At 47.8% G+C, this 13,698-nt stretch carries 11 protein-coding genes and 1 pseudogene; 1 reads left to right on the forward strand and 11 read right to left on the reverse strand.

Annotated features, from left to right (window positions below; all coding sequences use genetic code 11):
- Positions 1 to 12: 12 nt before the first annotated feature.
- The 9 genes from galE to asnB (CFI10_RS13670) all read right to left on the reverse strand — a co-directional run bounded on the left by galE (position 13) and on the right by asnB (CFI10_RS13670) (position 9,959).
- Complete coding sequence (galE, locus tag CFI10_RS13630; protein ID WP_425270402.1) at positions 13 to 1,059, reverse strand: UDP-glucose 4-epimerase GalE; 1,047 nt, start codon at positions 1,057 to 1,059, stop codon at positions 13 to 15.
- Positions 1,060 to 1,122: 63 nt separating this feature from the next.
- A complete protein-coding gene (locus tag CFI10_RS13635) occupies positions 1,123 to 2,292 on the reverse strand; it encodes a DegT/DnrJ/EryC1/StrS family aminotransferase (RefSeq protein ID WP_206835320.1) in 1,170 nt (389 codons plus the stop codon).
- Positions 2,293 to 2,342: 50 nt separating this feature from the next.
- Positions 2,343 to 2,960 (reverse strand): NeuD/PglB/VioB family sugar acetyltransferase, encoded by a 618-nt coding sequence (locus tag CFI10_RS13640; RefSeq protein ID WP_206835322.1) that lies wholly within the window; start codon positions 2,958 to 2,960, stop codon positions 2,343 to 2,345.
- Positions 2,957 to 3,553: a sugar transferase gene (locus CFI10_RS13645; RefSeq protein WP_206835323.1), complete on the reverse strand. Its 597-nt coding sequence runs from the start codon at positions 3,551 to 3,553 to the stop codon at positions 2,957 to 2,959. Before CFI10_RS13645 ends, CFI10_RS13640 begins: the two co-directional genes overlap by 4 nt.
- Positions 3,553 to 4,776, reverse strand: coding sequence for a glycosyltransferase family 4 protein (locus tag CFI10_RS13650; RefSeq protein ID WP_206835325.1), 1,224 nt, complete (start codon positions 4,774 to 4,776; stop codon positions 3,553 to 3,555). Before CFI10_RS13650 ends, CFI10_RS13645 begins: the two co-directional genes overlap by 1 nt.
- Positions 4,773 to 5,843 carry a non-hydrolyzing UDP-N-acetylglucosamine 2-epimerase gene (wecB, locus tag CFI10_RS13655; protein ID WP_277987727.1) on the reverse strand — a complete coding sequence of 357 codons (1,071 nt, stop codon included), beginning with the start codon at positions 5,841 to 5,843 and terminating at the stop codon, positions 4,773 to 4,775. Before wecB ends, CFI10_RS13650 begins: the two co-directional genes overlap by 4 nt.
- Before the next feature lie 6 nt (positions 5,844 to 5,849).
- On the reverse strand, positions 5,850 to 6,968 hold the full coding sequence (locus tag CFI10_RS13660) for a glycosyltransferase family 4 protein (RefSeq protein WP_206835327.1): 1,119 nt from the start codon (positions 6,966 to 6,968) through the stop codon (positions 5,850 to 5,852).
- Complete coding sequence (locus CFI10_RS13665; protein WP_206835330.1) at positions 6,958 to 8,079, reverse strand: glycosyltransferase; 1,122 nt, start codon at positions 8,077 to 8,079, stop codon at positions 6,958 to 6,960. Before CFI10_RS13665 ends, CFI10_RS13660 begins: the two co-directional genes overlap by 11 nt.
- Positions 8,076 to 9,959: an asparagine synthase (glutamine-hydrolyzing) gene (gene asnB / locus CFI10_RS13670; protein WP_206835333.1), complete on the reverse strand. Its 1,884-nt coding sequence runs from the start codon at positions 9,957 to 9,959 to the stop codon at positions 8,076 to 8,078. Before asnB (CFI10_RS13670) ends, CFI10_RS13665 begins: the two co-directional genes overlap by 4 nt.
- A gap of 274 nt (positions 9,960 to 10,233) precedes the next feature.
- Here asnB (CFI10_RS13670) and CFI10_RS19260 point away from each other — a divergent pair.
- A pseudogene (locus tag CFI10_RS19260) lies at positions 10,234 to 10,368 on the forward strand (IS481 family transposase); the annotation flags it as partial.
- Positions 10,369 to 10,376: 8 nt separating this feature from the next.
- On the opposite strand, the gene asnB (CFI10_RS13675) reads toward CFI10_RS19260, so the two are convergent.
- Positions 10,377 to 12,167: an asparagine synthase (glutamine-hydrolyzing) gene (gene asnB / locus CFI10_RS13675; RefSeq protein ID WP_206835336.1), complete on the reverse strand. Its 1,791-nt coding sequence runs from the start codon at positions 12,165 to 12,167 to the stop codon at positions 10,377 to 10,379.
- 163 nt (positions 12,168 to 12,330) lie between these two features.
- The gene (locus CFI10_RS13680; protein ID WP_206835339.1) at positions 12,331 to 13,686 is read right to left on the reverse strand and encodes an IS1182 family transposase; all 1,356 of its coding nucleotides are present in this window, start codon (positions 13,684 to 13,686) and stop codon (positions 12,331 to 12,333) included.
- Positions 13,687 to 13,698 lie beyond the last annotated feature (12 nt).

Here is a 13,698-nt window from a genome sequence, read left to right on the forward strand (position 1 = left end):
GATGTTGCTTATTCATGACGCCTTATAGCCTTTGGGGTGTTGCTGCTGCCAGCGCCAGGCATCCGCCAACATATCAGCAAGGCTGAATGATGCCCGCCAACCAAATTGTTCGAATGCTTTGTTCGGGTTTGCAAAGCATACCGCGATATCGCCTGCACGGCGTGCTTCAAAATAAAAGGGCACAGTACACCCAGTTACCTGCTCGAAGGTTTTAATTACCTCAAGAACACTGTAGCCCTGACCAGTGCCGAGATTCCAGATATGGACACCCGACGATTTCTGGATGGCCTGCAGTGCACCCAAATGCCCTTCGGCCAGATCCATCACATGAATGTAATCCCTGATACCTGTGCCATCCGGTGTTGGGTAGTCTGTTCCATAAATCGGCAAAGACGCCAACTGGCCTGCAGCCACTTGCGTCACATAGGGCAGCAAATTGTTGGGCGTTCCGCCCGGTGCCTCGCCGATCAGCCCGCTCTTATGCGCCCCCACCGGATTGAAATAGCGCAGAATCGCCACAGACCAACGGGTATCGCGCTCGGCAAGCTCAGTCAAAACCTGCTCAACCATCTGCTTGGTTTGGCCATAAGGGTTGGCTGCCCTACCCAATGGCATGGCTTCATCCACCGGGCCCATCGCGGTTTCGCCATACACCGTAGCCGACGAGCTGAACACCAAGTTGAATACGCCAGCGCGATCCATGGCCCTAAGCAAAGTGATGCTGCCAGAGAGGTTGTTGTCAAAATAGATCAGAGGGGTTTGTACGCTTTCAGCGACCGATTTCAAGCCCGCAAAGTGCAGCACGGCTGAAATCTCATACTGCGCAAACAGCCTGTCCAGTAAACCGGCATCACGAATATCGCCTTCAACAAAACTGACGGCCTGCCCGGTAATCTGTTCAACACGCTGCAGTGCAACGGACGAGCTGTTACACAGGTTATCAAGTACCACAACCCTGTAACCCGCCGCCAACAACACAACCAACGTATGTGAACCGATATACCCCGCCCCACCGGTCACCAGCACCATTTTGCCGGGCTCATGTTTTAATTCGATCACCAGACCTTTTGTCCACAAAAGTTAAATAACAACCAAAAAACCACCGGCGCCAAGCCCGCTCTCTCAACTGAGAGGTTTTGGAGCAGCCATGCACTCTGCCAGTATCGTGCAGGTTTTGTCGATTTCGGCTTGGGTCAGGGTTGGATGAACCAGGAACATCAAGCTGGTATCGCCCAACTGGTGGGCCACAGGCAAAGGCTTCTCAGGACGCCAGCCTGTGCCGTCAAATGCCTTTTCCAAATACACCTCTGAGCAAGACCCCGAAAAACAGGGCACTCCGTGCTCATTGATTAACTGCATGATGCGATCACGCCGTTGCGCAGTACCCTCAACGAACACGTAGCATTTGTATGCCCCATGCTCAATATGGGCAGGAACCTCAGGTACACGAAGCCCGGGTATCTTTTTAGCCGCGCCCCAAATCTGCTGCGCATAGCGCAGACGGGTTTCATGCCAATGAGGCATGCTCTTAAGCTGGATGCGCCCAATCACCGCCTGCACCTCGGTCATGCGCCAGTTGGTGCCAAAAGACTCATGCACCCAGCGGAAGCCCGGCGGATGCTTTCGCTCGTAGACCGCCTCCCAGTTTTTACCGTGATCCTTGAACGACCACATCTTTGACCAGAGCGCTTTGTCATTGGTGGTGACCATACCACCCTCACCACCGGTGGTCATGATCTTGTCCTGACAAAATGACCAGCAGCCAACATGACCGATTGAACCAACCGCACGCCCCTTGTAACGAGCACCATGCGCCTGGGCGCAATCCTCGATCACATACAGGCCATGCTGCTGCGCCAGCGCCATGATCGGGTCCATATCACAAGGCCAACCGGCAAGATGCACGCAAACAATGGCACGGGTGCGTTGCGTAATCATCTCAGAAATGGACTCAGCAGTTATATTCTGGCTATCGGGATCCACATCCGCAAACACCGGTACCGCACCGGCATTGACGATACTGGAGACAGAAGCTAGAAAAGTACGTGAGGTGACGATCACCTCATCACCCTTTCCAATCCCGAGTGCGTTCAGCGCCAGATCAAGGGCGACCGTACCGTTGGCAAGCGCAATGGCGTACGCAGCACCAACATAATCAGCAAACTCGCGCTCAAACTGACGTCCCTCCTGCCCAGTCCAGTAATTAACCTTATTGGAGAGCAACACATCACGCGCCGCGTTAGCCTCTTCCTCGGTGAAGGAAGGCCAAGGGGAGAACGGTCCGTTCAGCATTAAATACCTTTAGTCATCGTGTGAAATACCCATTGAGGGATATGACTCTGTTAAATCGACTTTGCAGGCACACCCACTGCAGTCACGCCATCCGGCAGGTCTGCCACCACTACAGCACCGGCACCTACTGTAACCTGCTGACCAATATGGACCAACTGTTTCACACAGACTCCTATACCAACCCAACTGTGTGCTCCTATCTGCACACCACCCGCCAATCGTGCCCCTGGGCTAATATGCGCACAGTCACCAATGCTACAATCATGATCAATACTGCAACCGGTATTGAGAATCACCCCCTCACCGATGCAGGCTGATACATTCACCACCACACTTGGCATCACTACAGTGCCCGCGCCCAGCTCAGCATATTGACTGACAATGGCAGACGGGTGAGTCAGTGTCACAACCGGTGCTGACATGTCCAACAGCCAGCGCAGCTTTTCAGCACGAATGCCATTGTCACCAATTGCAACGATTACACCGGTAAAGTCGCCTAGACGCGCTGCCAGCGATTGGCTATTACCCTCAACGTTCCAGTGGCCGTTATGCGACACCTCAGGCCATGCATCATCAAAGAATATGACTTCATGCCAGCCGCAACATTCGGCGACGTCGGCAACTACCTTGCCATGGCCACTGGCACCCAAAATTGCCAGACGCTTCACTTGTCACTTCCCGTAAACTTTGACATGGTCGCCTCACCTTCAGCTGTGACTCCGTCCCTAACCAGTACTTTCTTAACCGTCAAATACATGATCTTCAGATCGAGCCAGAACGAGCGGTTATCCACATACCACAGATCAAGCTTGAACCTCTCTTCCCAGCTGATTGTGTTACGACCATTCACCTGCGCCCACCCGGTAATGCCGGGGCGCACCTCATGGCGTCGATATTGCTCTTTTGAGTAAAGCGGCAGGTACTCCATCAGCAAAGGCCGAGGCCCAACCAGGCTCATATCGCCCTTGAGTACATTCCACAGCTCTGGCAGCTCATCCAGACTGGCCGCTCTCAGGAAAGACCCGAAAGGCGTCATCCGCTCCGAGTCCGGCAGCGGGTTGCCGTCCTTATCTACGGCATCACGCATGGTACGGAATTTGATCATTTCAAAGGGCTTGCCGTCTTTGCCGGGGCGCACCTGGCGGAACAGAACAGGAGAGCCAAGTTTGCGGCGGATCTGGAAGGCGACTGCAGCGATCACGGGGGCAAGCAGTAGCAGGCCAATGGTGGACGCGACAATATCGAAAAGACGCTTGATCATTATTCGAATAGTACCTTTGCCAGTTTCTCAGCCAACTGACCATATTCATACTGATCAAGTGCCACTTTACGACCATTTTCACCCATTTTTGCTCTTTCAGCGGGTGTCATTTGATAAAGCTTCAGTACTGCTTCGGAAAGTTTATCTGCATTTTGTGCGGGTATTTGTAAGCCTGCTTCAGCTTCTGAGACAGGCTTGTACTCACCTGAGTCTATTCCATAAATAATGGGGCGACCTGAGTAAAGATAGTCAAATAGCTTATTGGGTGAAACACCAAACCTGAATAGAGGGTCTTTCGTCAAACCAATGTAACAGACATCAAACCGAATTAGCACAGATTGTATTTCAACCTTGGGTATTGGCTCAACAAAAAAAACATTCTCTAAGCCTTTATTATCAACCAGTCCTTGCAATACTGGCTTTTCCTTACCAGAACCCACCATAACAAAAGCTATATCTGAATAGTCTTTGAGTTTATCTGCAGCATCAATCAACGTATCCAGCGCGTTGGCAACACCTAAGGTACCTGTATAGCCAATTATAAATTTATTCTTTGGTAACTGGTCGATAGCTTTAATATTTAGCGGCTCTTTTTGATTCACCTCTTCTAGTGAAAACCCATTGGGTATCCAGGTAAATTTGGCGCGATCCAGCCCTCGGCTAGACATATGCTCAACCGAATTTTTCAGGTTTGAGATTACCGCATCTGCCTCACGATATGCTTTGTCTTCAACCCATTGCATTAACCGAATAAAAGGATGCTTTAATGAAAACCCACCTAGTTCCGTTAAAGTCAGAGGCCAAATATCACGCACTTCAAACACCAACTTAGCTTTTGTTTTTTTTGCCAGCCATTGCGCACCAACAAACGATAACAATGACGGTGAAGAGCTTAATATTGCATCAGGTTTTGCTTTAATGAACTTTATAAGTTTTCTGAAGCGCCAAGGGAAGACAAACCAGTTGAGTGCACGCTGTTTGCTGTGTGCATCTTTATAATCGGGCATTTTTACCCAAACAAATTTAAATCCATCTACCTCTTCAAGTAAGAAGTCATCGTGGACGACTGGCTTTTCGCGCAGAATATGGTGAGCCGAAGAGCCAATAACATAAACGTTGTAACCACGCTTAGCCATCTCCCTTGCCATATAGTAATGGCGTCCTCCAACACCTGTTGAAGGCGTAGACGCGTATTGGTTAATAACCCAAACTGTCCTACTCATATCCCCGCCTTTAACAGCTCACTCACAATCCTTTCAGCCGCTCTGCCCCCACCATACAGCTGCAGTGTATCCTGCACTTTACGGCCAAGGTTTCGGTTAGCCGCATCTATGATTTTGCCTTGGTCTGCACCGACCAGCTCATTGGCACCAGCATGGATCAGCTCAACCCACTCGGTCTGGTCACGCATGGTGACGCAAGCTTTTCCGAAGAAGAAGGCTTCTTTCTGCACACCACCACTGTCGGTCAATACCAGTTCGCAGTGATCAAGCAGCCAAACCATCTCAAAATAGCCTACGGGGTCAATCAAGTGAACATTAAGTTCCAGCCCGTGTTGAGCAATCAGTTTACGGGTGCGCGGGTGCAGTGGTAAGACTATAGGCGCAAGGGTTGCGTTAATATTGTTCAGTGCCGCCACAATCGATGCCAAACGCTCGGGGTTGTCAGTATTCTCGGCACGGTGAAGGGTAGCCAGGATGAAGCCTTCGGGCAAATCATCCGCTGGGGCGCTGGCTTGTTCGGCAAATAACAGTGCCGAGTCCTGCATCACATCACCCACCTGCAACACTTGCACGGGCTTGTGGGCAAAACCTTCGTTATTGAGGTTCTGCACGGCGGTACTCGTGGGGCAGAACAACAGGTCGCTGATCTGATCGGTGAGGATACGGTTGATCTCTTCCGGCATCTGCATGTTGAAGCTGCGTAAACCCGCTTCCACATGTGCAACGGGAATATGCAGCTTGGCTGCAGCCAAGGCGCCAGCGAGAGTGGAGTTGGTATCTCCATAAACCAGAATACGGTCGGGCTTGTGCTCTAGCAGCGCCTGTTCGATCTCAGCCAGCATCCGGCCAGTCATTTCACCGTGACTGCCGCCATGAATATCCAGCTGGATATCCGGGCGCGGTATATTGAGCTGGTTGAAGAAGATATCCGACATATTGGCGTCAAAATGCTGGCCAGTATGCAGTATGATCTCTTCAATGCCATCGTTTTGCTGAATAGCGCGGGAGACCACGCTGGCTTTGATGAATTGCGGGCGGGCTCCGATAATGGTCAGTATTCGTTGCATGATCAATCAGCCAATAAGTGATCCATAAAATTTGAGTAGCTTTTGCTCTTCAATGCCCCAGTTGTACTTTTCCTGCACAGCCTTTTGGCCGTTACGGCCCATTTGTTCAGCCTCTGCAGGGTGCGTAACAAGGTAATCAATCGCTTCAGCAATTGCTTTAGGGTCAAGGGGGTCAACGCAGAGGCCGCATTGGTTGCCTTCGATGATTTGCTGCCAGAGGGGGAAGTTAGAGGCGATTACCGGTAATCCAGCTGCCATATACTCGAACATTTTTACCGGCAGTGAATCAAGATAATTGATAACGGGATGCAAAGTAACCAGCCCGGCAACGGAGTCATTCAACACACGTTTAACTCCTGCACGGTCCAACCAGCCAAGGTGATCAGTTTTCGCCCACCCTGCTTCGGCTTTCACCGCCTGCTCAAAACCCGCTTCCGAAAAGCTACCACCCATCGCAAAACGGGCATCAGATTCAACCAATGCCATTGCTTGAACCATCTCGTGAATACCACGGATTCGTCCCAAGCCTCCAACATACCCCACCTGTGATTTCTTCTGCGACCATTCCACCTTACCTGTAGACAGTTCACCCAGCAGCGGATAGTTATTAATATCAACCGAACGCACACTCATCGCAGTGAATTTGTCACGGATATAGGGTGTGGCTGTAATCACCGCATCCAGCTTACGGCAGGCCCAACGCTCGTACACGGCAAAGGTTTTAGACAGCAACCATTTAGCGGGTTTATTCAGATACGGCTTACCCAACAACTGCTTGGGCACATCCTCATGGGCATCAAAAATCACCACCTTGCCGCGCTTTTTGAGTTTGACACCAATGGGAATCAACTCAGGGTCATGCAGATGGTAGATATCTGCATCCAACGCCAGCGCTTTAGCCAACACCCGCCCTGGGGCATTACGGATACGATCCATACGGCCTTTGGATGCACCTACATCGTAGATGGCTACATACTTTTTGATTTCATCGCCCTTACCATCAGCAACGATCAGTGAAACGGAGTAGCCGTTGCTGGCAAGTGACGTACATTCTTTGAGGAAAATGCGGGTGTCATAGCGGGGGTGGACGGAGGTTAGGTGGGCGATTTTAAGATTAGAGGGCATGGTAAATCTCTTTCAAAACTTTCTCCTGCTCTTCCCAGCAATATTTTTTTCGGGCAGAAAATACATTTTTTTGAATGGCATCGTAGTCTTGAATTAGGGAAGCTTCTACTGCTTTCCTGAAGCCCTCTACTGTATTTTCTTCAGCTACAATACCGACGCCTTCTGTTTCAACCAGTCGTTTCATTTCATAAAGATTAGATGTTAAAACTGGCAAACCGGCCATCAGGTACTCAAATATTTTGTTAGGTGAGCAGTATCGGTGATTGAGGCAAGTGTCTTCATAGAAAAGAATGCCATAATCAGCAGAGCTGGTGTAGTTCAACAACACATCCGGACTGACTACTGGGTGAAATAAAACTGTGCTTTGCTGCTGTGCCTTTTCCTTGATCAAACCTTCAAGAGGCCCATAACCCATGCAAACCAACACATTCTTATCGGTATTAAGATCAGAAAAGGCTTTGAGCAGTAATTCAATGCCACGTCCTTTACTAAGCCCACCTTGGTAGAGAAAAATGGTTTGATTAGCCCGAATACCCAATTTCTCACGGAACAGGTTCCGCTTAGGTTGCTCATGATACGCAGGACAGTTTAAGACAAGATGAGGCTTGGGGATATTATAGATCCGTGCATATTCATTGGCGATGGAATCGCTGACATTGATTACACTACGGGCAAACCTTATCAAGAACCTTTCAAGCATTTTTTTTAGCTTTATTGAAAGTGCCGATTGATTAGGCACATCATTAATAGCAAATTCATGCGAGTCGTAAACTATGATAATTTTGGACCTTGTTAGCTTACAAAAAAAACCAACAAAAAGCCCATTAAGGTCGTTACAATGTAAAACATCGATTTTACGGTAACGAAAAACAAAATGACCTATAAACTCAAAAAGCTTTAGCACCTGTATTAGCTTATGCTTTGACCAGGCTCTACTAACGAGTTTTATTCTATGTACTGAAACACCACTTATCGTTTCATGCTCCTTTAGCGCGGTATCATGCAAAGCAACAACGCAGACATCATAGCCAGAATCAAGCAATGTTTTGGATGTTTTAAGGACACGGCTATCATTTATAAAATTATTTAACACCAGATTCGCTATTTTCATGAAATATCCATCAATGTACACCAGCGCAGATAGTTAACCCAACGCCATACTCGACCATCAAATGATTTATTACCATCAACAACTTTCTGAAACTCTTTTAAAAGTTTTGACTTATCTAAAAAAGGCAATTCTGGCGCATCGGAAATCCAGTCTTTAATCACATCAACCATACTCAACAACCAAGTTGACTCAGGTGTAGTAAATCCAATCTTGTCTTTTCTATCCAAGTGACTATCAGGCATAATACCGCGCATAGCTTCACGAAAAACATGCTTAGTCACACCACCATCTGAAATCAGGTAATTTTCAGGCAAAGACAATAAAAACTCAGCCAATGGCAATGTAAGGAAAGGCACACGGCTTTCTATTGAAAAGGCCATTGAGTTACGATCTCCATGCCGTAACAAGGAAGATAACCCACGACCTGTAAGTGAATTGACTAAAGCCTCTTTAACTCTTAATCCTTTGTTTTCTTGTTTTAATGGGGCGCGTTTTTCCTTGAACTCAACCCCCCTTTGGCTTAGGTAGTCAATATTCAACCATGCTGGTTGAAAATCACGCCCCATTTTTCTACGTGCAAGCTCATAAAGTGTATCAGGCAGCTTGATACGACCCAAATACTGCCAAGCCAAAGCATAACTTCGACCTGGTGATTGTGACCAACGCCTAGCATAACGATGCGCAGCTAACCATCCTTGATTCTCAATAATACTTAACAAACGATGACCTGGATAACCAGAGTAGCCTGCCAACAGTTCATCGGCCCCCTGGCCATCCAGGGTCACCGTTACGCCTGATTCTTTAGCAAGCTTAAAAACACGATATTGAGCATAAATACTTGTGCCACCGAATGGCTCGCCTTGCTTAAGGAGCATAGCATCCAAGTCTTCTCGCATTTCATCTTGATTAGCGACAACTTTATGAGCTTTGGCTCCCATTTTTTCATTCAGTAGATCAACCCACTTTTCCTCAGAAATTCTTGAATCACTAGCGATATAACTAAAAGTTTTAATGAGAAGACTTGGTTCAAGATAGCGAACAGCTGAAACAACCGCAGAAGAATCAATTCCACCTGACAAAGCCACACCAAGTGGCACATCACTACGCAGGTGTAGTCTGACACTATCCAAGAATAATGTTCTTAGCTGACTAACAGCTTCATCAAAACTAATATTCTCATTTGTATTGATCGCAGGCTGCCACCAGCACTCAGGCTGGGTGGTAGTTTTTGTTTTCAGATCAAAGGTGAAATAGTGTGCAGGTGATAAGTGAAACACACCGTCTATAAAAGATTCTTGAGTGGAGTCGTAGTCGCCATGCACTAAATAATCATATGTACGCTGTAGATTAGGCCTCGCCTTTACATTTTTCAGACTAAGCAGCGCTCTAATCTCAGAACCAAATGTAATTTCACCATCATTAATAGAGTAAAAGAACGGCTTGATTCCGAATGCATCTCGAACAAGCAGCAATTTTTCTTGTTGCTGATCGTAAAAGACGAATGAAAACATTCCAATCAACCTGGGCAAGCATTCAACGCCCCATAACATCAACGCATGTAACAATACCTCCGTATCAGAGTCAGTATCAAAATAGCATCCAATACCACTTAACTCTTCCCTAATCTCTTTAAAGTTATATATTTCACCATTGAATATCAGCACATATCGACCGCATCGTGAATGAAATGGCTGGTCTGCAGAATCTGTTAAATCAATGATAGAAAGCCGTGTATGACCCAAATATAAGAAACCATCACCAATCACACTCTCAAAAAATGAACTATGATCAGGGCCGCGATGCTGAATTAAATCTAACGATCGTTTAACCAAAGATTCTTCTTTAGGCTCTTTGTAGAAACCACCTAGAAAGCCACACATTATCAAATACGCTCACTAAAACCAAAAGGCTTGGATATAAACCCAAGCGTGAACCAAAGAACAACCCAGGAAACACCTGTCGCTAAGTTTGCGAATAATAGAAGGTAAAACAACAAAAAAGACGAGTATAGAGCAACCATGTTAACCGGTGTCGGGGCGCATAAAATGCGCACAACCGCCCCTTTTTAACCGACTGTAACCGCCTTTTCAGGCAGTACAGACGGATTAACCCTGTGCTCTCAACATCTGGTCCACCCGCAGAACATTGGCCAGCGCGACATATAACCATCAGTTGCCGCAGTCAGCGCTGAACTCCAAACCACCCATCCTGGCGATGAAGGAATGATACAAAACCCATCCGGAGCTTTTTAAAAAGCGCCCTTATAATCATACGGGACTTGACACCTAGAAATAATTTTAGAAAAATCTCTTATTAAGAACAGCAACATTGAATTTTCTAATTGATAATTTAAACATGGAGTCAGGTGTAACACATCTCTTATCTTTTTCAGATGAAATCTCTGAAACTAGAGCTGAATCTTGAATAGTCTCCTCTAAACTTTTTCTTAAATTACCCTTAAACCAATGCTTCTCAGGAATAGGCCACCCCATTTTATCCTTTCTCCAAGTGATTTCATTGGGTAACTTTTTGTCAAACGCTAACCGAGCAATGTATTTAGACCAACCTTTATGCATTTTATAGCAAGCAGGTACTTTAGCTAAAAACTCTACTAGACGATAATCCATAAATGGTGCACGCGACTCAACACTATGCGCCATAGATGTGTGATCTGCATAATGAAGAAGAGTCACGAGGCCCTTAGTAAAAGCCTCTTTTAATGTTTCATTAAGCTGAGCTGGAGCAGCATGGCCTTTAATTTTTTTAAAGAATATTTCATAATTTTTTTGACCAAAAACGAATTTAAAATGCGCTAAAAAGAAACTTTGAATTACACGCTTTTTAACACTCGGCAATTTCAGAAAAAACAAAACCTCTTTGTACAGATCAACCAGCGAGATAGAAATAAAATATGATGATATATAAGGCGTGTAACCTGCTAGCTGCTCATCTGCACCCTGACCATCTAGATTCACTGTTATTCCAGATTGCCTTACCTTCATAAAAGTATGCCAACTAGACATAATAGTGCCTTCTGGCGGATTCTCCATTGCTAAAACAACCTTTTGATGCTCTGTAATTACATTTTTTTCTTTAGGCTCTATTTGATTTGAGATGACATTCAGCTCTTTCGCCAGAAGGTCTATATATACGCTTTCATCACAATCCTGTGTACCATGAGACTTATAAACAGAAGAAAAGGTTTCCTGTAGGTCAGCTTTACCTTGAGCTTTTAAATGTTCGTTGACCAGGTAAACAATCGAGCTACTGTCTAAACCACCTGAAAGTGCAGAGCCCACTTTCACGTCGGCTCTTAAACGTAGTCTTACTGCATCTGATAGTAGGTCGTAATATTGTTTGGCGTATTCTTTGGCCTTATTAGGACAGAAGCGTTCTTTGCTGGTATTAGTGGTTAATTCCCAGTACCGAGTAAACTGCGGTTGATTGAGCAGTTGTTCTTTGCTACCAAGAAAATAGTGGGCAAAGGGAAAACGATAAACGTTAGCGAAGGCCGTTTCTGCATCGTACTCATTAGGCCCGTTTTCCAGGTAATTTTTCAGGTAGCTTATGTTGGGTGCTTTTTCTACCAGGCCACTGGCGTAGATGCCTTTCACTTCACTGCAAAATACAAAGTGGTCTGCTGTGTTAGCGTAATAAAGCGGCTTTTTGCCAAAGCGGTCGCGGGCGATGAAGAATTGTTGCGCTTGCTTGTCGTAGATTACAAAAGCCCACATGCCGTTGAATTTGTTTAGGCAATCTACACCCCAACAATCGTAGCTAGCGAGTATGACCTCGGTGTCTGATTCACTGTTAAAGCTGTACCCGCAGCGGATAAGTTCTTCTCTTAGCTCTGGGTGGTTATACACTTCGCCGTTATAGGTGATGACGTAACGGTCTAGATAATGCATGGGCTGTGCAGCAGCTTCGGATAAATCAACTATAGCCAAGCGCCTGTGCCCTAGGGCGAAGTCTGGCGCGTAATACTGACCTTCACCATCGGGCCCACGGTGGATGATGGCATCGGTCATTTTTTTTAGTGGTGTTTGGTCTGCTACTTGGCTAGCAATATAACCTGCAATTCCGCACATAAAAGGGCCTAGCAGTCTGTCGGATTAACGGGGCTCGTCGGCGTGCCAGAGCTCTTTATCGCTTTCAATGATCGCCAGACAGCCATCACATGACGTGTGCAGCCGCTTTACTGTTGCTTAACCCCATGCGGCCGTCAGAGGCACGTATTTCAAGCATTGGCTGTCAGCTCACCACTAAGCGATGCATACGTTTGATATTCCATGCCAGGGTGGCCAAACGCCACTCACCACTAACCTTGTCCAACCCTCGGAGTGAGAACTGCCTGAACCCCATGACGTGCTTGATGATGCCGAACACGGGTTCCACCGTATGCTTGCGCAGCGCATAACGGGCCCGTCCCGCCTGTGTTTTCAGGCGATAGGCCATCTGCTCAACAGGGTCATCACTGTCGGGGGCTACCGGCTCGGCTGCAAAGCGCTCGAAGAGCGGCAAGTGGTGAACGTCTCGTTTCATGGCAATAAGAGGCTCAATACCCTGCTGGCCGCACACCTTAACATTCTCCGCACTGAAGTAACCGGTATCCGCCAGCAGATGGGCCACCTTGCCCAATGAGGCGGGTAAGGCGGTCAATGCGTTCAGCAGTGGCATGACTTGTTGTTTGTCATTCGTCGCTTGCGTAACGTGGACAGAGGTTACCAGCATGCTCTCAGTATCCACCGCTGCCTGGGCGTTATAGCACTGATCAAAGCCCTTACCCGTGACCGGCATGATGCGGGACTGTGGATCCGTGAGATTCACCTGATCCTGATCGCGTGGGCCACCCATCGGGGGTTTGGGATCACGCCCACGTGGCTTTTTGCCTGCCTTTCGCTGTGCATCGCGTTTGGCTGCTTTATCCTGGTAAGTGGTTTGTTCTGCGGCATCCCGTTCTTGCGCACGGGCTTCGATTTTGACCTTCGCCTCTGCAATGGCCGCCAGGCGGGCTTCACGCCGAGCAATCTCGGCCGGAATGTCCATGCCATCACTCGTGACATCGTTGTCTGCCGCCTCGGCCCGTTGGATCAGGGCGTTTACCTCCGTCTTGAGCTGAGCCTCCAGCTTCTTGGCATGTCCATAGGACAGCGCCTTGTGCTTGCTGGCATTGGCTTTAACCTTGGTTCCATCAAGGGCGATAGTGCCGAACTTGAGCAGCTTCATCTCGCGCGCCAGCAACAGTACCTGAACAAACAGTTGCTCCAGCTCAGATAGAAAGCGACGGCGGAACGTGGCCAGCGTATCGTGGTCGGGATGGGTGTTCGCGGCCAGGTAGCGGAAGGCAATCGAGTCGTAGGTGGCGCGTTCGATCTTGCGGCTGGAGATCACGCCAGTGGCGTAGCCGTAGACCAGCAGGCTCAGCAATACCGCAGGATGATGCGCCTTATGGCCTCGACCAGCGTACTGTTGTGTCAGCGCAGACAAGTCCAGCTGTTCGACCACATCGACGACAAAGCGCGCCAGGTGCTCGTCAGGCAACCACTCATCAACTGAAGGTGGCAGCAGATAGTCGGTCTGGCGGTCTACTGGAATAAAGCGGCTCATGATGATGTTCCG

Source organism: Marinobacterium iners (assembly GCF_017310015.1).
Classification (GTDB): domain Bacteria; phylum Pseudomonadota; class Gammaproteobacteria; order Pseudomonadales; family Balneatricaceae; genus Marinobacterium; species Marinobacterium iners.